Annotated in this window: 17 protein-coding genes, 1 tRNA gene and 1 pseudogene; 10 read left to right on the forward strand and 9 right to left on the reverse strand. The window is 70.4% G+C overall.

The genetic code is table 11. The features are described from left to right. The 6 genes from KUTG_RS46645 to KUTG_RS46670 all read right to left on the reverse strand — a co-directional run. Positions 1 to 869: flavin-containing monooxygenase (locus tag KUTG_RS46645; RefSeq protein ID WP_043726347.1), on the reverse strand; the 869-nt coding region annotated here is incomplete at its 3' end. 3 nt (positions 870 to 872) lie between these two features. Continuing rightward, positions 873 to 1,352 (reverse strand): hypothetical protein, encoded by a 480-nt coding sequence (locus tag KUTG_RS46650; RefSeq protein WP_052396245.1) that lies wholly within the window; start codon positions 1,350 to 1,352, stop codon positions 873 to 875. A gap of 19 nt (positions 1,353 to 1,371) precedes the next feature. Then, positions 1,372 to 1,890: an SRPBCC family protein gene (locus KUTG_RS46655; protein ID WP_052396246.1), complete on the reverse strand. Its 519-nt coding sequence runs from the start codon at positions 1,888 to 1,890 to the stop codon at positions 1,372 to 1,374. Further along, entirely contained in the window at positions 1,883 to 3,154 is a 1,272-nt protein-coding gene (locus KUTG_RS46660) for an aspartate aminotransferase family protein (protein ID WP_052396247.1), read from the reverse strand. Before KUTG_RS46660 ends, KUTG_RS46655 begins: the two co-directional genes overlap by 8 nt. Beyond that, a complete protein-coding gene (locus KUTG_RS46665; protein ID WP_043726348.1) occupies positions 3,151 to 4,287 on the reverse strand; it encodes an acyl-CoA dehydrogenase family protein in 1,137 nt (378 codons plus the stop codon). Before KUTG_RS46665 ends, KUTG_RS46660 begins: the two co-directional genes overlap by 4 nt. Beyond that, entirely contained in the window at positions 4,271 to 5,893 is a 1,623-nt protein-coding gene (locus KUTG_RS46670) for an aldehyde dehydrogenase family protein (RefSeq protein WP_198047583.1), read from the reverse strand. Before KUTG_RS46670 ends, KUTG_RS46665 begins: the two co-directional genes overlap by 17 nt. 154 nt (positions 5,894 to 6,047) lie before the next feature. Here KUTG_RS46670 and KUTG_RS46675 point away from each other — a divergent pair, with 154 nt between their 5' ends. The 3 genes from KUTG_RS46675 (at position 6,048) to KUTG_RS46680 (ending at position 7,627) form a co-directional block, all read left to right on the forward strand. Continuing rightward, positions 6,048 to 7,046: a bifunctional lysylphosphatidylglycerol flippase/synthetase MprF gene (locus tag KUTG_RS46675; RefSeq protein WP_043726349.1), complete on the forward strand. Its 999-nt coding sequence runs from the start codon at positions 6,048 to 6,050 to the stop codon at positions 7,044 to 7,046. Positions 7,047 to 7,059: 13 nt separating this feature from the next. After that, positions 7,060 to 7,145, forward strand: a tRNA-OTHER gene (locus KUTG_RS59860). A gap of 29 nt (positions 7,146 to 7,174) precedes the next feature. Continuing rightward, positions 7,175 to 7,627, forward strand: a complete 453-nt coding sequence (locus KUTG_RS46680; RefSeq protein WP_043726350.1) for an SRPBCC family protein — start codon at positions 7,175 to 7,177, stop codon at positions 7,625 to 7,627. 139 nt (positions 7,628 to 7,766) lie between these two features. Here KUTG_RS46680 and KUTG_RS46685 read toward each other — a convergent pair whose 3' ends face one another. Beyond that, entirely contained in the window at positions 7,767 to 9,251 is a 1,485-nt protein-coding gene (locus KUTG_RS46685; protein WP_043726351.1) for an aldehyde dehydrogenase family protein, read from the reverse strand. Then, positions 9,248 to 10,876: a GMC family oxidoreductase gene (locus KUTG_RS46690; protein WP_043726352.1), complete on the reverse strand. Its 1,629-nt coding sequence runs from the start codon at positions 10,874 to 10,876 to the stop codon at positions 9,248 to 9,250. The genes KUTG_RS46685 and KUTG_RS46690 overlap by 4 nt, the downstream gene beginning before the upstream one ends. A 119-nt stretch (positions 10,877 to 10,995) precedes the next feature. Between KUTG_RS46690 and KUTG_RS46695 the strand changes: the two genes are divergently transcribed. The 3 genes from KUTG_RS46695 (at position 10,996) to KUTG_RS46705 (ending at position 14,456) form a co-directional block, all read left to right on the forward strand. Further along, entirely contained in the window at positions 10,996 to 12,222 is a 1,227-nt protein-coding gene (locus KUTG_RS46695; protein ID WP_043733148.1) for a PucR family transcriptional regulator, read from the forward strand. A gap of 144 nt (positions 12,223 to 12,366) precedes the next feature. Next, complete coding sequence (locus KUTG_RS46700) at positions 12,367 to 13,185, forward strand: thioesterase domain-containing protein (protein WP_043726354.1); 819 nt, start codon at positions 12,367 to 12,369, stop codon at positions 13,183 to 13,185. Next, entirely contained in the window at positions 13,182 to 14,456 is a 1,275-nt protein-coding gene (locus KUTG_RS46705) for an MFS transporter (protein WP_043726355.1), read from the forward strand. Before KUTG_RS46700 ends, KUTG_RS46705 begins: the two co-directional genes overlap by 4 nt. Here KUTG_RS46705 and KUTG_RS46710 read toward each other — a convergent pair whose 3' ends face one another. Then, positions 14,457 to 16,307 carry a condensation domain-containing protein gene (locus tag KUTG_RS46710; protein WP_052396249.1) on the reverse strand — a complete coding sequence of 617 codons (1,851 nt, stop codon included), beginning with the start codon at positions 16,305 to 16,307 and terminating at the stop codon, positions 14,457 to 14,459. It lies immediately after the preceding gene. Positions 16,308 to 16,640: 333 nt separating this feature from the next. Between KUTG_RS46710 and KUTG_RS66815 the strand changes: the two are divergent. The 4 genes and pseudogenes from KUTG_RS66815 to KUTG_RS46725 form a co-directional block, all read left to right on the forward strand. After that, positions 16,641 to 16,775 (forward strand): annotated as a pseudogene (locus tag KUTG_RS66815) (MbtH family NRPS accessory protein); the annotation flags it as partial. 75 nt (positions 16,776 to 16,850) lie between these two features. Beyond that, positions 16,851 to 18,584, forward strand: coding sequence for a non-ribosomal peptide synthetase (locus tag KUTG_RS46715; protein WP_232241307.1), 1,734 nt, complete (start codon positions 16,851 to 16,853; stop codon positions 18,582 to 18,584). Further along, positions 18,581 to 19,828 (forward strand): cytochrome P450, encoded by a 1,248-nt coding sequence (locus KUTG_RS46720; RefSeq protein ID WP_043726356.1) that lies wholly within the window; start codon positions 18,581 to 18,583, stop codon positions 19,826 to 19,828. Before KUTG_RS46715 ends, KUTG_RS46720 begins: the two co-directional genes overlap by 4 nt. Continuing rightward, positions 19,825 to 20,556, forward strand: coding sequence for a thioesterase II family protein (locus KUTG_RS46725; protein ID WP_063753649.1), 732 nt, complete (start codon positions 19,825 to 19,827; stop codon positions 20,554 to 20,556). Before KUTG_RS46720 ends, KUTG_RS46725 begins: the two co-directional genes overlap by 4 nt. The last annotated feature ends 28 nt before the right edge of the window (positions 20,557 to 20,584 follow it).

Genomic DNA, 20,584 nt, shown 5'->3' on the forward strand with positions numbered 1-20,584 from the left:
TTGACCGCGCGCACGATCTCCACCGTGCCGTCACGGACCGCCTCGACCAGGCCCCGGTCGATCGAGCCGTAGGTGTGCCCGGAGCGCGCGATGCCGGCCATCGTGCCCTCGACGGGCGGGTTCAGCCCGTAGGCGCTCAGGTCGCCCCACTGCAGACGGTGCATCAGCAGGCTGACCCGGTTCACCAGCCAGGGCGGCATCTTCGCGTGCTTGACCGACTGGCTCAGCAGCGAGGTCAGCGGGCTGAGCTTGAACAGCAACGGGTTGTGCCGGATGGACATCCGCACCCGCGACGCCCCGGCCGCGGCCGCCGCCACGGCGATGTCGATGCCGGTCGGGCCGCAGCCGACGACGAGAACATCCTTGCCCGCGAACGGTTCCGGCACCGTGTAGTCGCGGGCGTGCAGGAACTCGCCCTCGAAGTCGGCCAGGCCCGGCCAGTCCGGCACGAAGGTCGTGCGGTGCAGGCCGGTGGCGATCACCAGGTGGTCGGTGGCCAGGTCGCCGATCGAGCTGCGCACCAGCCACCGGCCGCCCTCGCGATCGACGCGGTGCACCTCCGTGCCGTAGCGGACGTCCGGGTCCAGCCTCTCGACGTACTTGCGCAGGTAGTTGGCGAAGTCGTCGCGCATCGGCCACGGGCCGAACTCGGCCGACAGCTTCATGCCCGGCAGGTGGCTCAGCCGCCGCCACGAGTTCATCCGCAGCGACGGGTAGTAGGAGGTCCAGGTGGAGAAGGCGAACTGCGCCCGGTCGAGGACCAGCGGGGCCAGCCCGGCCTCCTTCAGCGTCCACGTCGCCGCGAGACCGGCGGGACCGGCGCCGATGACGATCGGGCGCGCATTGCTCAGCGACACGAGGTTGCTCATGGGTCAGATCCGCTCCGGCTGGGGCTGCTGCGGGCGCCGCGGCGCCCGGGTGATGGTCTTGTCGAACTCGGCGAACCCGGTTGTCGCCTCGGGTTCGAACGGCACCCGGAACGACTTGAGGAAGTTGCCGAAGATCGCGCGGTCGCCGCACAGGTGGACCGGCACCATCAGTAGCGCCCACTCGAAGCCGAACAGCCAGATCCACAGGCCCACCACGACCGCCTGGGTGACCAGGCTGTGCATGGTGTTGTAGAGGACGTAGTAGACCTTGGAGATCTTCTTGTCGGGCGAGCGCCGGTAGGCGATCGCGCCGGGGATGTAGCCGATCACGTCGATGTAGGCGAACAGCGCCACGGCGGGGATCCACCGGATCTCGCCGATGTGGATGAGCAGCAGCACGACGCCCACCACGAGCGCGACGCCGTACTCCGCGCGCAGCAACAGCAGCGTGGTCCGGCTCTCGAAGCGGTTGATGTGGTCCATCTCGGCCTTCTTCCCGGAGTCAGGCGGTCAGAACGGGGTCGGGCTCGCGCCGGCGCCGCAGCCGGGCGCTCACCGCCGCGGCGATGGCTGGATCGCCGACGACCGTGGCCTCGCCGAGCAGCTGGTGCACGATCAGGGCGATGCCCTCCTTGAGCACCTTGGTGGCGATCGGCTCCAGCACGCCGGCCAGGCTGGGGATGCCGAAGTCGAAGGTCGCCTCGAAGCGCACCTGGCAGCCGCCCGGGGCCGCCGTCACGCCCCACGAGCCGCGGAAGACCTCGAAGTCCCCGGTGGTCTGCTCGAACACGATGCGGCGCTGCTCGGACTGGAAGTAGTCGACCTCGGTCCAGCGCAGCAGGCCGTTGCGGAAGAAGATCTCCCAGTCGCTCAGCAGCGGGCCGCCGTCCTCGCGGCCGTGCACCACCACGGCGTTGACCTCGTCGACGAGCTCGGGATATCGCTCGAACTCGCAGATCCGCCGGTAGGCCTCGGCGGCGCCGACGGTGTCGGCCCGCAGGGTCAGTTCCAGGCTACGCATCGGTCACCTCGGGATTGTTGGCGGCGACCTCGGCGGCCGCGCGCTCGAACCGGTCGATGAGGAAGTCCACATCGGACTCGGTCAGCGTCGCCGGCGGCGTGAACCGCACGACGTGATCGGAGTTGAGGGAGATGTTGGCGATGACGTCGTTGGCCACCAACGCCAGCAGCAGGTCCGCCGCCAGCGCCGGGTCGGCGAAGTCGACGCCGATCAACAGGCCCGCGCCGCGCACCTCGCACCGGTGATGGGGTAGCCGGTCCGCGACGATCCGTTGGAACGCGGGCGTCAGCCGTTCACCCAGCGCCGCCGCCCGCTCGACCAGACCGTCCTCCTTGATGGCCCGGATCGCACCGCTGACGGCCGCCATGCCGAGCGGCGCCGCCGAGAACGTCGACGTGTGCAGGACCGGGTCCCGGTTCAGCGCGCCGAAGACCTCCTCGGTCGCGACGGTCGCCGCGACCGGGACGATGCCCCCGCCGAGTGCCTTGCCGGACAACAGAATGTCCGGGCGCACGCCCTCCGCCGTGCAGCCCCACCACGCGCCCAGTCGGCCAAGCCCGGTCTGCACCTCGTCGACCACCAACAGCGCGCCGTACTCCGAACAGACCGCACGCACGGCGGACAGGTAGCCGGGCGGCGGGATGTGCACCCCGCCCTCGCCCTGTACCGGCTCGACGATCACGCATGCCTCGCCCGGGTGCCGTTCCAGCGCTGCGGTCAACGCGGTGACGTCGCCGAACGGCACGTGCGTGACGTCCGGCAGCAACGGGCGGAACGGGTCCTGGAAGGCTTGTTTGGCCGTCACCGACAGCGCGCCCATCGTCTTGCCGTGGTACCCGCCGGTCATGGAGATCAGGTGCCGCCGCCCGGCCAGCCGGGCCAGCTTGATCGCTGCCTCCGTCGCCTCGGCCCCGGAGCACGAGAAGTGCACGCGCTCCAGACCCGGCGGCACCACCGACATCAGCGCCTCGGCCGCGCGGGCGGCCGCCGGCTCCAGGAAGATCCTGGTGCCCATGGGATGCGTGTGCAGCTGCCGCTCGACCTCAGCCACCACGGTCGGGTGCCGGGCCCCGGTGATCAGCACGCCGTAGCCGCCGGCGTTGAGGATCCGGTGCCCGTCGCTCATGGTCAGCCAGGCGCTGTCGGACGCCACCTCGACGTGACCGCCGAGGACGTCGGCCAGCCGCGCCCGCCCGGAGCTGAGCCGCCGCCGGTAGACGCGCGACACCTCCTCGCGGTCCACGACGTCGATGTCGGCGTTCACGCGATCCTCAGCACGTCGCCGGTGAAGTTCTCCACCAGGGCCCGGCGGGTGGCCGCGCGGGCCGGCGGGTGGAAGTTCACGCACTGGCAGGCGGCGATGAGGTAGGCGACGTCGGGGGAGCCGATGAAAGCCATGCCGCCCAACGCCTCCACCGCCCGGCCGGCGGCGTCGGTGATCGCCTCCTGCGCGCCGTAGCGGGCAATCATCGCCTTGGTCAGCGCGGCGTTGTCGCCCTCCTTGGCCATCAGCTGACGGGCGATTCCCTCCAGCAGCAGGGTTGCGGTTTCCAGGCGCACACCCAGATCCGCCCTGGTTTCCGCGCCCAGCCGTTCACTGGCCAGCGCCCGGTTCACGAGCGAGCTGGCCATGCCGAGGTAGGAGGCGGTGATGAGCATCTCGAACCACATGAAGCCGATGGTCTGGAGCTCGTCGACCTCGCCGCGGTCGCCGACCTCGGTCGGCACCAGCAGCCGCTCGTCCACCAGGACGTCGGTCAGCCGCACCTCGTCGCTCTCCGCCCCGGCCAGAACATTGCTGCGCCAGAAGGGATGCACCGAGATGCCCGGGCTGTCGGCCGGGATGAGCATGGCCAGGTTCTCCGTGCCGCCCTCCTTGCGGGGCACCGACACGCTGGCCGAGAGCAGGTCCATCGACGCGGACATGCTGCACGGCTTCTTCGAGCCGTTGACGAGGATCCCACCGTCGGCCCGGACACCGCCGACGGTGGGGGACAGGATGCCCTGGCCGGGGTTGCCCTCGGCGAAACCGGAGGACACCAGCAGGTTCTGCGTGGCGATTCCCTCCAGCAGCGCCCATTCCAGCCCGCTCGCGCGCAGGCTCTCGGCCAGGGTGAAGATCGTCGCGACGGAGAAGTGGTGCATGGTCGAGGCGACGGCCAGCGACGGCGACACGGCCCCGATCGCCCGGGTGACCTGGATCGCCTCCAGCGGCGAGGCGCCGAGGCCTTCGTACTCCTTGGGGATCACCAGCGCCGGGCCGCCCGCCGCCTTGAACAGCTCCAGCCCGGGGTTGCCCGGCTTCTCCAGCTCGGCCAGGCCGACGTCGGCCAGCTTGCCCAGCAGGCCCGGGAGGCGGTTCTCGCAGAGCTCGCGGGCCTCATCGAGTGTGCGCATCGTGGCCTTCCCTGTGCTCGGGTCGAATGATGGAAACCCCCTGCAGGTGGGTGGTGCGCAGCACGGGGAAGTTGGCCTCGCCGAAGGCGCCGCCGGTCAGGCCGGTGCCGCCGTGCGAGGGCAGGGGCGCGGTGAACGCGATGTGCGAGTCGTTCACCTTGAGCAGCCCGCCCTTGACGGTCTGCGCGACGAACCGGTCGATCACCGCGTCGTCCCTGGCCCACAAGGAGTTCCGCAGGCCGTAGGGGCTGGCGTTGACGAACTCCAGGAAGCTGTCGAACAGCGTGGCGTCCTCGGCCGCGTGTGGCACGATGATCGGCATCAGCGGGAAGAACGTCTCGTCCGCCACCGCCGACAGCTCGCCGGCCCGGCTCAGCCCGTCCACCCGCAGCACGGTCGGCTGGAGGAAGAAGCCCGCCTCGTCCAGGGTGCCGTCGATCTGCATGCCCTTGCCGCCCGTGACCACCGTCGCGCCCTTCTCGACGGCGTCCTCCAGGTAGCGCGTGAACTTGTCGTGGCGTAGCACCGGTGAGAGCAGCACGCCCTCCTCGTCCGGGTAGCCCGGCTTGAGCGCCGTGGCCCGGACCCTGACCAGCTCGATCAGCTCGTCGGCCACGGCCGGGTGCACGATCGCCCGATTGGGCACCATGCACAGCTGGCCGGAGCCGTAGAAGCCCTCCACGATCGCATCGGCCGCGCCCTCCAGATCGGCGTCGCGCCAGACCAGCACGATGTCGTTGCCGGCCAGTTCGAGGATCGGCTTCTTGCCGGCCTCCACGCAGCGGCGCTCGATCTTCAGGCCCGGCCCGACATCGCCGAAGTACATGATGTCGTCCACGTGCTCGCTGGCGATCCAGGCGTCCAGCATCGGGCCTGGATGCCCGCACACGATGTTGAGCAGCCCCGGCGGCGCGCCGAGCTCGTCGAGAACCGGCGCGATCACGTTGCGCAGCACCGAGGACACGCCGAACGGCGCGGTTCGCGGCGCGCGCAAGACCACGGCGTTGCCGCCGGCGATGCTCGTCACGCCCAGCAGCGCGCTGACCAGCGGCGCGTTGGCCGGCGGATTCACACAGACCACGCCGTCGGGCTGGCGGCGCACGATGTTGCGCCGCGCCCCGATCGCGAACTCCTGCCACAGCTGCGAACGCAGGAACCCCGTGGTCTCCGGCCGCGTCAGCTCGTACATCCCGGACAGCTCCCAGCGGGCCAGCTCCAGCGGATGGCCCTCCAGGGTGAGCATGTCGATCAGCTCACGCTCGTTGTCGTGGATCGCCTCGCGCAGCAGCCGGTTCCAGTCCTCCAGCCGCACCGAGAGCGGGACCGAGCGCCACAGTCTGGTCGCCTCGGCCGCGGCGGCCAGCGCGTCCTGCACCGTGTCCGGATCCGCCACCGACACCCGCCCGACCAGCACACCCGGCGCGACATCGGCCGCGGAGACGCGACCCGCCTCGAGGTTCCGCTTGAGCGTCAGGTTGGCGAACGAGTCGTCCAGCACCGCGCGCGCGGAAAGCGAGTACACCCACTTGCCGCTCTCCACGTCTTTCCCTCGCACGAAACTGCCCAACGACGGCAGCTGGTGCGGTTCGACCTTCGTGCTCAACACGCCCCCACAATCCCGTCTCCGACGACGATTCGGCTCGAAGTATCGGCCGGGGGCCTGAAACGCCCCTGACGCGTTACGGCCGGCGGTTTCGCCGCCGCGTCAGAGGCGTTGGCTAGCGTCGTCCCCAGCACGACACCGAGCAGGGAGGCAGGACGTGACGGTCCCGGCAGCGGCGCACCAGCAGAGCTCGACGCTTTCCGCTCTCCAGCGGCACTCGGACAACCCCAGCGCCTTCCTCGCGCTCAACGGGGGCAACGAGTACTTCCGCGTCGAGGGCGTGGAAGGCTATGTGTGCTACCGGGAGCACGGCAAGCGCTGGATCCAGTTCGGCGGCCCGTTCACCCCCGAGGCCAGCCGGGCCCGGCTGCAACGCGATTTCCTGGACCAGGCGCACGCCAACCGCCGCAAGGTCGTCGGCGTCCAGTTGCAGCGGGCGGACGCCGAGCTCATGGCCGAGCAGGGCCTGACCGTCAACCAGGTGGGCGCGTCCTACGCGGTGGAGCTGGCCGGGCACAGCCTGCGCGGCAAGAAGTTCGTCAGCCTGCGCAACAAGATCTCCCGCGCGCTGCGGGCCGGCCTGGAGATCGAGGAGGCGGACCCGGCGGCGGTGGCCGGCGACATCGAGCACATCGACCGGCAGTGGCTGCACGAGAAAGGCAAGCACACCAAGGAGTTGGCCTTCCTGATCGGCGAGATCGGCGGGCCGTGGCAGCCGCTGCGCAAGCTGTTCGTCGGGCGGATCGCCGGCGAGCCCATCGCCTACATCTCGTACGCGCCGGTGTTCGGCTCGCGGCCGGGCTGGCTGCACGACCTGAGCCGGCGCCTGCCGGCCTGCCCGCCCGGGGTGATGGAGGCGATCAACGCGTACGTCATCGAGCACGTCAAGGAGCTGGGCGCGGCCTGGCTGCACTTCGGGTTCACGCCCTTCACGACCCTGGACGAGTCCTACCGGCTGCCGACCGCGAGCCGGGCGGCGGCGAAGATCATCACACTGCTGGCCGAGCACGGCGACCGGGTCTATCCGGCGAAAAGCCAGCTGGAGTACAAGATGAAGTGGAATCCGACGGCGGTGCTGCCGGAGTACTTCGCGTTCGACGGTGGCATCTCGCCGCGATCGCTGTGGAGTGTGCTGCGGGTGACGAACATCGTCTGACCCGCGTTTTTCGGGAAGGGTACCCAAAGCGGCCGATGGGGGCCGGACCTCGGTCCGGTCGGGCTCTCGCCCACGCAGGTTCGAATCCTGCCCCTTCCGCGTAACCGCATCGCGAGAGGAATCCCGGCATGACCGAAGTCCGTTTCGTGCAGGAGTGCGCCGCGCCGGTCGAGGCGGCCTTCGCCTACCTCGCCGACTACCGCAACGTGCTCGACTACTGGCACGGCATGACCACCTTCGAGCCGGTCGGCGACCTCGACCGCGGCCTGGGTGCGACATTCCGGTCGGAGACCAAGGTCGGGCCGTCGACGCTGAAGTCGACCATCCGCACGGTGGAGTGGGAGGAGAACGTCCGCCTGGCCTACCGCTCGGTGGCCGGCATGGACTCGGCCACCAGCTTCGAGCTGACGCCGATCGACGGCAACCGGAGCCAGGTCGCCTTCCGCATCGAGTTCCAGCTGCCCGGCGGCATCGCGGGCAAGGCCATGGAGCGCACGCTGATGCCGTTCGTCAGCACCGCGGCCCGCAAGACCGCCGAGAACCTCGTGCGCGGCATCGCGGCTCGTCACGCCAGCGCCTGATTCTTGGCCCTCCTGACGTTATGCAGGGAAGGACGCCTTACCCTCGTTCAACGCGGGTAAGGCGTCCTTCCCTGCATGACGGGGTCAGCGGAGGGAGTGGCCGGCAGGGAATCTTCCCTGCCGGCCACTCCTTTTGTGTTCAGTGCCGGCCGTGCAGCAGCGTCATCACCTTGGCCACCAGCGCGTCGGTCTTGGGCGTGCGTGCGAACGTCGTCAGGGCCAGTGGCGCGGTGAAGCGTTGCCGCGCAACCGACTGCGCGTAGGCGAACTCCCGCAACCCATCCGGCCCGTGGATCCGGCCGAAGCCGGAGTCGCCGCAGCCGCCGAACGGCAGCGACGGGATCCGCGGGTAGGAGAACACCGAGTCCAGCGCGACCATCCCGCACCGCAGCAGCCCGGCCAGCTGCCGCCCGCGCCGGCTGAAGACCGTCGCCCCCAGGCCGTAACCGGTGGCGTTGGCCAGTTCCACCGCCTCGTCCATGTCCCGCACCGCCGTGACGGTCAGCGTCGGTCCGAACGTCTCCTCGGTGACTGCCGGGGCGTCCTCGGGCACGTCGACCAGGATCGTCGGCTGCACGACGTTGCCTGAGATCGTGTCGGACCCGCCGAGCACCACGCGCCCGCCGGCGGCGACCGCGGTGTCGATATGCCGGCGGATGATCTCCACCTGCCGGTCGAGCGTGATCGGCCCGAGCTGCGCGCCGGGATCGCTGCCCGCACGCGCTTTCCCAGCGATGGTAACGAGTTTGCCCAGGAAGCTCTCGTAGACCCGTTCGTGCACGTAGACCCGCTCGGCACCGATGCAGGACTGTCCGGCGTTGGCCATGCCGGCCCAGGCGGCGGCGTCGGCCGCCGCGTCCAGGTCGGCGTCCGCGTCCACGAGCACCGCGTCCTTGCCGCCGCACTCGGCCACCAGCGGGGTGAGCGTCGGCGCGCAGGCCGCCATCACCTTCTTGGCCGTCGCGGTCGAGCCGGTGAACGCGATCTTGTCCACGCCGGCCCCGCACAACGCCGCGCCGGTCGAGCCATCGCCGGTCACCAACTGGAGCACCGGGTGCTCGGGGACCACCTGGCCGAATGCCTCCACCAGCCACGCACCGGTGCCCGGGGTCAGCTCGCTCGGCTTGAACACCACGGCATTGCCGGCGGCCAGCGCGTAGGCGATCGAGCCCAGCGGGGTGAATACCGGGTAGTTCCACGGCCCGATCACACCGACGACGCCGTACGGCTTGTAGCCCACGGTGGCCACATGGTTGGCCATCATCAGCCCGGTCCGGGCCCGACGCGGTCCCAGCACCTTCGGCGCGTTCTTCGCCGCCCACGCCAGGTGGTCCAGCGTCAGCGCGATCTCCAACATGGCGTCGGAATGCGGCTTGCCGGTCTCGTCGTGGATCACCCCGGCCAACTGCGCGGCCCGCCGGGCCAGCACGCCGCGGAAGCGGTCGAGCCGCTGGCCGCGCGCCTGGTATGACAGGCCCGCCCACCACGCCCCCGCGACACGGGCGCGCTCGACGGCGTCGCGGACCTGGGCCGCGGTGTGGACCGGGTACTGGCCGACGAGGTCGCCGCTGCCGGGGTCGTGAACGGTGAACTCGGAGGCGCGTGCGGGCTGGATCGTGGTCACTGAACGGCCTCCTCGGCGGCGGAAACGGTGGCGGGCTTGCGGTCGCGGATGAGGTCGGCGGCCTTCTCCGCGATCATCACGGTCGGCGCGTTGGTGTTGCCGCGCACGATCCGGGGCATCACGGACGCGTCCACGACGCGCAGGCCCTCGATGCCCCGCACTCGCAGCTCCGGGTCGACGACGGACTGCTCGCTCGTGCCCATGGCACACGTGCCGACCGGGTGGTAGAGCGTCTGCGTCCAGGATTCGATGTGCTCACGCCAGGCCTCGTCGCTCAAACCGTCCACAGTGGAGGGAAGGTAGGCGCCGTCGAGGTAGCGGGCCAGCGGGGCCTGCCGCGCGATGTCGGTGAGCCGGCGCAGCCCGGCCACCATCGCGTCGGTGTCGGCGGGCTCGGCGAAGTAGGCCGGGTCGAGGTCGGGCTTCCAGCGCGGGTCGGCCGAGCGCAGCCGCAGCCGGCCACGGCTGGCCACGTCGACCAGCGTGGCGGCAGCGGTGAACATCCGGCCGACCGGCTCGCGCAGGCCGTTGTCGTAGAACCCCGTGGGGGCCACGTGGAACTGCATGTCCGGCGCGCTCAGGCCGTCGCGGGTGCACAGGAACCCGCCGCCCTCGCCGATGTTGGAGGTCAGGGGCCCGGTGCCGAGCACCTGCTGCTGTACGAGCCGGCGCGGGCTGACATGATCGATGGCGATGTCGGTAGTTCCCCTGGTGTGCCACAGAATTGGAGTGGCCGGGTGGTCGTGCAGGTTCTCGCCGACGCCGGGCAGGTCGGCCACCACGTCGATGCCGAACTCCCGCAGGTGCGCGGCCGGGCCGATGCCCGAGAGCATCAGCAGCTGCGGTGAGTTGATCGCGCCGCCGGACAGCAGCACCTCGCCGTCGGCGAACACCTGCTGGGTCCGGCCGTCGGTGGTGTACTCGACGCCGACCGCGCGCGGGCCCGCCAGCAGCACGCGCGTGACGAACGCGCCCGGGCGGACCGTGAGGTTCGGTCGGGTCATCGAGGGTCGCAGATAACCGTCGGCGGTGGACCAGCGTTGCCCACGGTGGCAGGTGACCTGGTACAGGCCGGCGCCGAGCTGGTTCGCGCCGTTGACGTCGTCGTTGGCGGGCATCCCGCTGGCGACCGCGGCCGCGACCCACGCGTCGGTCAGCTCGTGGGTGTAGCGGCGGTCCTCGACGTGCAGGGGGCCGGTGGTGCCGTGGAACGGCGCGCCGTGGCGGGTGTTGGTCTCGGCGCGGACGAAGTAGGGCAGCACGTCGTCGTAGCCCCAGCCGACCGCGCCGAAGTCCCGCCGCCAGCCGTCGTAGTCGGCGCGGTTGCCGCGCATGTAGATCATCGCGTTCATCGACGAGCAGCCGCCGTAGGCCTTCATCCGCGGCCACAGCGCCCGCCGCCCGCCCAGGTGTTTCTGGGGCGAAGTCTCGTAGTTCCAGTCCCAGCGGGTCCGGAACAGCCCGGCGAAGGCGGCCGGGATCTTGATCTCGTCGGCCTCGTCGGGCGGGCCGGCCTCCAGCAGCAGCACCGAGACCGCCGGGTCCCGTGACAACCGGTCGGCCAGCACACAGCCGGCGCTGCCCGCGCCGACGATCACGTAGTCGAACGATTCTCGAGTGGACAACGCTGCCTCCCGGTCGGCCGTCGTGTGGTCGCACCCAGCATCGGCCGGTGGTCGGGTCGGGGGCACGGTCGGCGGGTCCAATGTTTGCCGGCGGCGTTGTGCGGCGGTACAAAGCGGAGATGCGATCGGAAGCGGCGGCCTGGATCGCCGGCTACGCGGAGCAGGCCTCGGCTCCCGCGGAGCTGGCCCGGCTGGCGGCGATGACCGACCACGAGATCATCGCCGAGGTCCCCGAGTACGCCGAGGGCGGGGACCTGGACCGCGACCTGCACACCAGCACGGCAGCGCACTGGCGGGCCTTCCTCGCCGCCGTCACCCGCGAGGACTTCCGGGTGCGCCCGCCGGACGAGGCCTTCGACCTGGCCCGCACCATCGCCCGGCGCGGGCTCGGCCTGACCGTGCTGCTGAAGACGTACCGGGTGGCGCAGCGGGCCGTGTGGTCGTACGTGACGGAGACGGTGCAGGAGGGCATCACCGACGGCGACCTGCGCTCGGCAGTGCTGGTGCGGTTCTGGGACCGGGTCAGCCGGTGGATCGACGGCTCGGTGGAGGAGCTGGTGGCCGCCTATGCCGAGGAGCGCGAGCTGTGGCGGCGCGGGGCCCTGGCGCAGCGCGCGGACGCCGTACACGCGATCCTGCACGGCGACGACGTCGACCTCGACGCCACGGGCGAACTGCTCGGCCATCCGCTGCGCCAGCACCACACGGCCTTCGTGCTGTGGGCGGCGGACGGCTCCGATGTCGTACGGGCGTTGGAAGGCTCCATGTCGGCGCTGGGCGCGGCGCTCGGGTGCACCCATCCGCTCAACATCGCCAGCGGGGCGAGGGGATCCTGGTGCTGGGCGGCCACGCCGACGCCGCCCGTCCCGGAGGCGCTGGCGTCGGTGACCCTGCGCCCGGGCATCCGTGCCGCCGTGGGAAGCCCGGCACCGGGCCTGGCGGGCTTCCGGAGCAGCCACCGGGAGGCGCTGGCGGCGCAGTCGGTGGCGTTGGCGGGGGAGGGCGACGCCCCGGTCACCTGGTACGCCGACGTAGAACTGGCCTGTCTGGCCGGCGGGATCGGCGGGATGGCGGCGTTGCGCGTGCTGGTCGCACGGGAGCTGGGCGGCTTGGCAGCACCCGACGAGGCCACGGCCCGCCTGCGGCGCACGGTCCACCGCTACCTCGCCACCGGCGGCAGCGCGGATCTGGCCGGCAAGGAACTCAGCCTGCACCGCAACACCGTCCGCTACCGCATCCAGCAGGCCGAGCAGCTGCTGGGCCATTCGGTGCACGAGCGGCGCGTGTACCTGGAACTCGCCCTGCACTGCCTGGAGGTCTACGGGGCCAAGGCCCTGGACGGGTGATCTTGTACCCCGGCTGTGCCGATGGGCGCAGTGGCCGGTGGTGCGAAAGGGCGGAGGGGGAGTCAAGGGTGTTGTTGACGGAGTGCGGCCTGTTAAATAACCGGTAGTCGCTGACTGGGGTGTCGGCCGTGACTGGGGGTTCGGATGCGGCTGTCCGCCGACGCGGGCTGGGGTGGCGCGCTCGTGGCGATCAGGCCCAACGGGACGAGGCCGCCGCTGTACTGCGTGCCGGCCGTGTCGGGCTCGCCCTACGCGTACAACGGACTCGTCCGGCTGCTGGATCCGCAGCAGCCGGTGTACGGATTCGAGGCGCCGGGGTGCGACAACGAGCGAACGCCGATGACCTCGCTGCCCGATCTGGCCAGCGTGTACATCGATGCCTTGCGCGCCAACAGAGACGGCCCGTATCACCTGCTGGGCTGGTCGATGGGCGGCGTGGTGGCGCTGGAGATGGCGCGGCGCCTGGTGTCCGAAGGGGCCGAGGTGCCGCTGGTGGTCATCGTGGATTCCGTTACGCCGCAACGGTCCGAGCTGCCGGCTGAGCCCGTCCTGTTCCACTCCTTCCTGTACGACCTGGTCACGGCCGGCGGCATGGACTGGGCCCGCGTCGAGGACGTTGCCCGCGGTGACACCGCGGAGAGCGCTTTCGCCGCGGTGGAGCGGTCCGGACTGCTGCCGGAGGAGATCGACGCCGAGTACCTCCTTGACCGTTACGCCGTCTACCGGGCGCACATGCAGGCCGTGTGCGAGTACGAGGGCTGTCGGTACGGCGGCGGCCCGGTGGTGTCGATCCGGGCCGCGGAGTCGAGCGCTGACGCGATGCGGTGGGAGCTTTTTGCCGCTGACGTGGAAAAACACGTCGTCGACGGGGACCATCACTCGATCTGGACGGGAACGAGCCTGGTCGAGCTGAGCCGCCTGGTGGGGGAGAGCCTCGACCGGGTCGGCGCGGTGGCCCGATGACCGGCCTGGACAAGGCGGCGCCCCGCCGCTCGGCGTTGTGGCGCAACACCGACTTCCTCAAGTTCTGGTTCGGCGAGACGGTGTCCCTGTTCGGCTCGCAGGTCACCACGCTGGCGCTGCCGCTGACCGCGGTGACGGCGTTCGCGGCCGGCCCGAGCCAGCTCGGTCTGCTCGGCTTCGTGACGTGGTTCCCCTACGTGCTGTTCGCGCTGCCCTTTGGGGTATGGGTGGACCGCAGCCGACACCGCCCGATGATGATCGCGTCCAATGTGGTCCGAATGGTCCTCATCGGACTGGTCCCGCTGCTCGCCGCGCTGGGACGACTGGAGTTCGTGCCGCTGGTGCTGATCACCGCGGCGGTCGGGACCGCGTCGGTGCTGTTCGACGTCGGCTGGATGTCGTACGTGCCGACCCTGGTGCGGGACCGCGACTTTCTCGTCGAGGCCAACGGCAAACTCGGTGCCACCTCGGCCGCGGCCACCGCCGCCGGGCCGGGACTGGGTGGCGTGCTGGTCACCGCGCTGACCGCCCCGATCGCCATGGCCGTGGACGCGGTGTCCTACCTGGCCTCGGTCGTGTCGCTGCTGCTGATCAAGACCCGGGAACCCAAGCCGGAGCCCAAGGACGGCGCGCCACGGCGGCTGCTGTCGGAGCTGGGCGAGGGCCTGCGCTGGGTCGTCGGCAACCGCTACCTGTGGCAGATCGCGCTGTTCGGCGGCCTGTGCAACTTCCTGTCCAATGCGACGAACACCCTCTACCTGCTGTATGCCTTGCACGACAACGGCCTGCCGCCGGGACTGATCGGCCTGGTGCTGTCGATCGGCGCGGTCGGCGGGGTCATCGGCGCATCGGTGTCCGGGAAGGTGCTGCGCCGGCTCGGCGTGGGCCGGACCTATGCCGTCTTCATGTCGACGACTTTCCTCGGCCTGCTCCTGGTTCCCGTCGCCGGCGGGCCGCGGCCGGTCGCGCTCGGCGTCTTCTTCGTCGCGTACTTCCTGGCCTACCTGGGTGTTTCGGTGGCCAACGTGGTGGTCAGCAGCCTGCGGCAGATCGTCACGCCGCATGCGTTGCTGGGCCGGATGAACGCCGCCATGCGGACCCTGCTCTACGCCGGGGCCGCCCTCGGCACGGCGGCCGCCGGACTGCTCGGCGAGCAGCTCGGCGTCCGCACCGCGCTCTGGCTGTTCGCCGCCGGCTCGGTCGCGATGATCGTGGCGGTCGCCTTGTCCTCGATCACGCGACTGCGGGAGATGCCGGCGGCGGCCGCATGACTAGGCCTTCAGCTCGTCGACCGCGCCGGCGATCGCGCGCACCGTGTTGTCCCCGTACAGCAGCCGAACACTCGCCTTCACGCCGAAGGTCTTGTTGATTCGGCTGACCACGCGGCTGGCGTCCAGCGAATTGCCGCCGAGTTCGAAAAAATTCGCGTCGAGGTCGATCCGCCGTCCGCCGAGAACCGTCTCGAAGATCTCGACCAGCGCCGATTCGGTCGGCGTCGCCGCTTCGGCGACAGCGGTCACCGCTGCCGTCTGTGTCGGGGTCGTTTCGGGTGTTTCCGTTTCGTGAATCACGGCCAACTCCCAATCGGATGACCAGATTGCCCGATCGCCGCCGCGATAGACGACGAAGCTTTCTCGGAACGGATCAGCCACGAAGTTCTCCGGCGCCAGTTCGGCCTTGTCAAGCATGTGGCGGATCCATTTCTCGGCGCCGCCGAGCAACAGCTCGCCCGGCACTCCGCGGGGCAGCAGGTTGCCCTTGGGGTCCACGACGTATGCCCTTTCGTCGCTTGCGGACAACACCCGGTCCAACTCGGCGTCGGTGAGAATTCCAATGCCTGAGACGGGTTGCCGGGAATCCTTCAGCACCGAGCGCAGCACCTGGTCGACATGCCCGAGGAAGGCGTCGACCCGCCACCGGTCGAACACGTCGGCCGGGTACGACAGGTGCACGCGCATGCCGTCCGACAGCTCGAAGTAATTGATGTTCAGGTCGAAGGTCGCGCTGGTCGTGACCGGTTCGAGCCACTCGGCCGCCAGCCCCGGCAGCGCGAACGCGCTGGGCGAATTGGCCGAGCCGAGCACCTGGAGCGACACCTGGAACAGCGGGTTGCGCCCGGCCTCGCGTGACGGCCGAACCCGGTCCACCACCTGCTCGAACGGCACTTCCTGGTGGTCGTACAGGTCGAGCGAGGCGTCGGCGACCCGGGCCAGCAGCTCGTCGAACCGCAGGTCGTCGCCGAGATCGACGCGCAGCACGACCATGTTGATGAACATGCCGACCACGTCTTCGAGATCCGGGTCGGTGCGGCCGAGCATCGGCACGCCGATCGCGATGTCGCGGAGCCCGGTGTGCCGGCCCAGCACCACCGCGACGGCGGCGGCCAGCACGATGAACAGCGACGTGTCATGCTGCTCGGCGAAAAGCCGCAGGTCACGGTGGAAATCCGCGGCGTGGTCGCGCACGACGTCGCCCGCGACGAGGCCCGAGGCGGGGGTGCGAGGCCGGTCGGTCGGCAGGCTCAGTTCCGGCAGGCCGACCAGGCGCTCGGCCCAGAAGTCCAGCTCCCGAGCCTCCTCCGTGCCGCGTTCCCGCTGGTCGGCGACGAAATCGCGATAGGTCAGGGCGGGCGCGGGCAGGTCGGGCTCGGTGCCGGCGCGGAAGCTCTCGTAGGCCGCGGCCAGCTCGCCGCCGATGATGCCGACCGACCAGCCGTCCACGACGATGTGGTGAAAGCCCAGGCCAAGGCCGTGATCGTCATCGGCCAGCCGGACCAGCGTGAACCGGTGCAGCGGGCCGGCGGCCAGGTCGAACGGGGTGCCGGCGACGGCGCCGAGGTCCGCCCGCACGGTCGCCGCGCGCTTCTCGGGCGTCAGCCCGGTGCGGTCGACCACCGTCAGCTCCACCTCGTTCCATCGCTCGATGACCTGGAACGGCGTGCCGTCGGCCTCCCGGAAGGTGGCGCGCAGGACCTCGTGCCGGGCGACCAGCCAGGTCAGCGCCCGGCGCAGCGCCGCCTCGTCGAGCGGGCCGCGCAGCCGGTAGTTCATCTGGACGTTGTAGCCGGTCTCCCCGGGAGACAGCAGGTCGAGAAACCACAACTGCTCCTGTGCGAACGACAATGGCAGCCCTTTTGGGCAAGACTGATCCGGCATCGCTACTCCATTCGGGAATCCTGCCGCACGCATGCGCGTGTGATCGGGCCGTCCGCGCTATGTCGGACCATAGCATGACGAGTCGGATTGCTGGCGCGGTTCTCGGGGGCCTGGATGCGCCCTTTGGGGCGGATTTAATACCTGGTTTCGGCCGAACGCTTCTGCGTCCGGACAGCGCAAGGGGGCGGCCGGTCAATCTCTTTTGTCGCGGCGGGCCGTGTCCCGTACGATCGACTCGTCTTTGGGGGATTCGCGTGCGTCTGTGCCCTCGCCCACTCCTGTCCAATCCTTGGAGCGCCCGTGGCGGATGAGAACGAAAAATTGAGCGTTGTTCGCAATGATGGGCAGCAGTTTTCCATCTGGCCGGCCGAACGCCCGCTGCCGTTGGGGTGGCATGAAGCGGGCATTACCGGCACCCGTGCGGAGTGCCTTGCCCACGTCGACCAGGTGTGGACGGACATCAAGCCGCAGAACACCGGAACGCCCGTGAACAATGTGTTACATCGTGTGGTGGAAAGGGAGGCCGCGGACTGTCCGGACGCGGTCGCCGTCACGGCGGGGGAGGCGTCCCTCAGCTACGGCGAGCTGAACGCCCGGGCCAACGGCCTGGCCCGCCGCCTGACCGACCGCGGGGTCGGCGTCGAGACCCGGGTGGCCGTCGCGGTGCCCCGGTCGATCGAGTTCGTGGTGGCGGTGCTTGCCGTGCTCAAGGCCGGCGGCGCCTACGTGCCGCTCGACCCCGAGTACCCAGCCGAGCGCCGGGCCTTCATGCTGGCCGACTCCGGTGCGACGGTGGTCGTCGGCTCGACGGCCGAGCTGGACCTGCCCGCCGGGGTGGACTTCGTCGCCCTCGGCGACGGCACGGACGCCGCCAACCTCGACGTCGAGGTGGATCCCGGCAACCTGGCCTACATCATCTACACCTCCGGCTCGACCGGCGTGCCCAAGGGTGTCGCGATCACCCACGCCGACGTGCTCGATCTCGTGCAGGCCGACCCGCGGCTGGGTGTCGGCCGCGGCGAGGTCGTCGCCCACCTCGCGCCCACTGCGTTCGACGCTTCGACGTTCGAGATCTGGTGCGCGCTGGGCCGTGGCGGCCGCGTCGCGGCCCTGAGCCCGCAGCAGGTCTCCGTGAGCGAGCTCGGCGATGCCCTGCGGGCGACCCGGCCCGACTGGATGTTCATCACCTCGGGCCTGTTCCACCTGCTCGTCGACCACGACGTGGACATGTTCGCCAGCGTCGGCGTGCTGCTGACCGGCGGCGATGTCCTTTCCCCGCAACACGTCCAGGCCGCGGCCAAGGTCATCCGCAACACCGTCTACGCCTGCTACGGCCCGACCGAGACCACCGTGTTCGCGACCCTGCACGCGGTGGACCCCGACGCCGACTACGAGCGCATGCCGCTGGGTGGCGGGCTGCAGAACAAGATCGTGCGCGTGCTGAACGCCGAACTCGACCAGCTGCCGGTGGGCGAGGTCGGCGAGATCCACCTGGGCGGCGCCGGGCTGGCCCGCTGCTACCACCGCCGTCCCGGGCTGACCGCCGAGCGCTTCCTGCCCGATCCGTACTCGGAGGTGCCGGGCGCGCGCATGTACCGCACCGGCGACCTGGGTCGGCTGCTGCCCAACGGCGAGGTCGAGTTCGTGGGCCGGGCCGACCGTCAGGTCAAGATCCGCGGCTACCGGGTGGAGCTCGGCGAGGTCGAGGTGGCCCTGAACGCGCACCCCTCGGTGAGCGCGGCCGCCGTGCTTGTGGTGGGGGACAACGAGGTCGACAAGCGCATGGTCGCCTACGCCGCGCCCGCCGGCACGGCGATCCTGACCGCGACCGGGCTGCGCTCCTGGATGGCCGAGCGGCTGCCCGCGTACCTGGCCCCGTCCAACTACCTGCTGCTGGACAAGCTTCCCTTGGACCAGAACGGAAAGGTCAACCGCAAGGCCCTGCCGCCGCCGTGGAAGTCCCGGTGTGACATGGGTCTCGACGAGCCGGTCGCGCCGCAGACCGACACGGAGCGCCTGGTGGCGCAGGTGATCGCCGACGTGCTGTCGCTGGACGAGGTCAGCATGGACGACAGCTTCTTCGCCCTCGGCGGCGACTCGCTGCGCAGCATCCGTGCCCTGGAAAGCCTGCGGGCGGTGGGAATCAAGCTGACCGCACGGCAGTTCATCGGCCAGGAGACCATCGGCGGCCTGGCCAAGACGATCGAGAGCATCACGGACGACCGGGTCGGAGACATGAGATGAAGATCAGCACCCCCGGGCCCGACGTCCGGGTGCCGCTCGACGACGTGGACATGTATGACCCGTTGCGGTACAAGGAAGGCTGCCAGCACCCGCTGTGGCAGACCCTGCGGCACGAGCAGCCGGTGCTGTTGCAGCACGCGCCCAACGGCACGCCGTTCTGGTCGGTCACGCGGTACGACGACTGCGAGCGGCTGCTGAAGGATCACGAGACGTTCTCCTCCGAGTACGGCACGATCCTCGCCTCGGTCGGCATCGGCGACCTGGCCCGTGGCCAGACCATGACGGTCACCGACCCGCCGTACCACGGCCAGCTGCGCAATCCCGTGCTGCGCAAGCTGAGCCGCGAGGTGATCCGCCGCTGCGGCGCGGAGATGGAGTCCCGGATCGGCGCGCTGCTGGAGCCGCTGCTGGCCGAGGGCGGCGGCGAGTTCGTCGGCGTCATGCACAAGATGCCGATGGCCATGCTCGCGCCGATGATGGGCATCCCGGAGGAGATGAGCGACGAGATCGCCCACTGGACGGCGGTCAGCGTGACGCCGGACGAGCCCACGCTCAACGGCGGCATCGACGCGCACGTCGCGTCCACCCAGGCCCACATCCAGATGCTGGAGCTGTTCGAGGCCGCGATCAAGCTGCGCCGGGACGATCCCGGGGACGACGTGATGACCGCGCTGACCGAGCTCCAGCTGGAGGGCGAGCGGCTCACCGACGAGCAGGTGGCGCTGAACTGCTACAGCCTGATGATGGGCGCGCACGCCACCACGCCGTACGTGGCCAGCCAGACCATCGTCGCGCTGACCGACCGCCAGGCCGTCTGGGACTCCGTGCGGGCCGACTCCACCCTCGTGCCGGATCTCGTCAACGAGGGCACGCGGTGGACCTCGCCGACCAACCACCTGCTCCGCCGGGCGGCCGTGGACACCGAGATGGGCGGCGTGGCGATCGCCGAGGGCGACTGGATGTGCGGCTGGGTCGGCTCGGCCAACCGGGACGCCACGATCTGGTCCGACCCGTTCGAGTTCCGGCTGGACCGCACGCCCAGCACCCACCTCGGGTTCGGCGTCGGGCCGCACTACTGCATCGGCGCGCAGGTGTCCAAGGCCGCGCTGTCGATCGTGTTCTCCATCCTCGCCCGCCGCGTCCGCAGCTTCGCGCTGACCGCCGAGCCCACACAGATCGTGTCGAACTGGATCAACGGAATGACCCGCATGGAGGTCGCCTTCGACGTGGAGCCGGCGGCATGAACAAGTGGTTCATCCGACAGCCGCCGCCGGACGGCGACTTCATCGTCTTCGGGCTGCCCTACGCCGGCGTCGGCGCGTCGTCCTTCGCCGAGTGGCCGATGCAGATCGGCGGCGGCTGGTTCTGCCCCGTGCAGCCGCCCGGGCGGGAGAACCGCCTGCACCAGCCCGTTCCGGCCAGCCACCAGGAGTACGCCGAGCAGCTGTCCGACGCCCTGGCCGAGGTGCTGACGCCGGACCGCCCGTACGCGCTGCTCGGCCACTGCGGCGCGGTGCCGTACCTGTTGCAGACCGCGGGCGAGCTGGAGAAGCGCGGCCTTCCGTTGCCGCACAAGCTGTTCGCCTCCTCGTGGGGCGCCCCGGACCAGGGCCTCTACGGGCCGCTCAACTTCGTCGACCTGTCCACTGTGGACCTCGTCGCGGAGATCACGGCGCTGTGTGCCGCGATGGGGCGGTCCATCGACCCCGAGCTGGCCGAGATCGCCGCCGAGACCATGCTGGCCGATCTCGAGGTGCAGCGGCGGTACCGCTACGAGGACACCGCCAGGACCAGCGCCCCCGTCTGCGTCATCGGCTGGACCAAGGACGAGGTCGTGCCGGCCGAGCAGGTGCCGCCGGGCTGGGATCGTTGCGTGCAGGCGAGTTTCCACACCCTGGACGGCGATCACTGGGAGCTGTTGCGTGGTCCGAAGCAGCTGCTCGATCTCATCGACCACGAGATGGGTGCGTGACATGGCCGATCGGTGGATACGCACCCTG

It is taken from the genome of Kutzneria sp. 744 (assembly GCF_000568255.1).
GTDB lineage: Bacteria > Actinomycetota > Actinomycetes > Mycobacteriales > Pseudonocardiaceae > Kutzneria.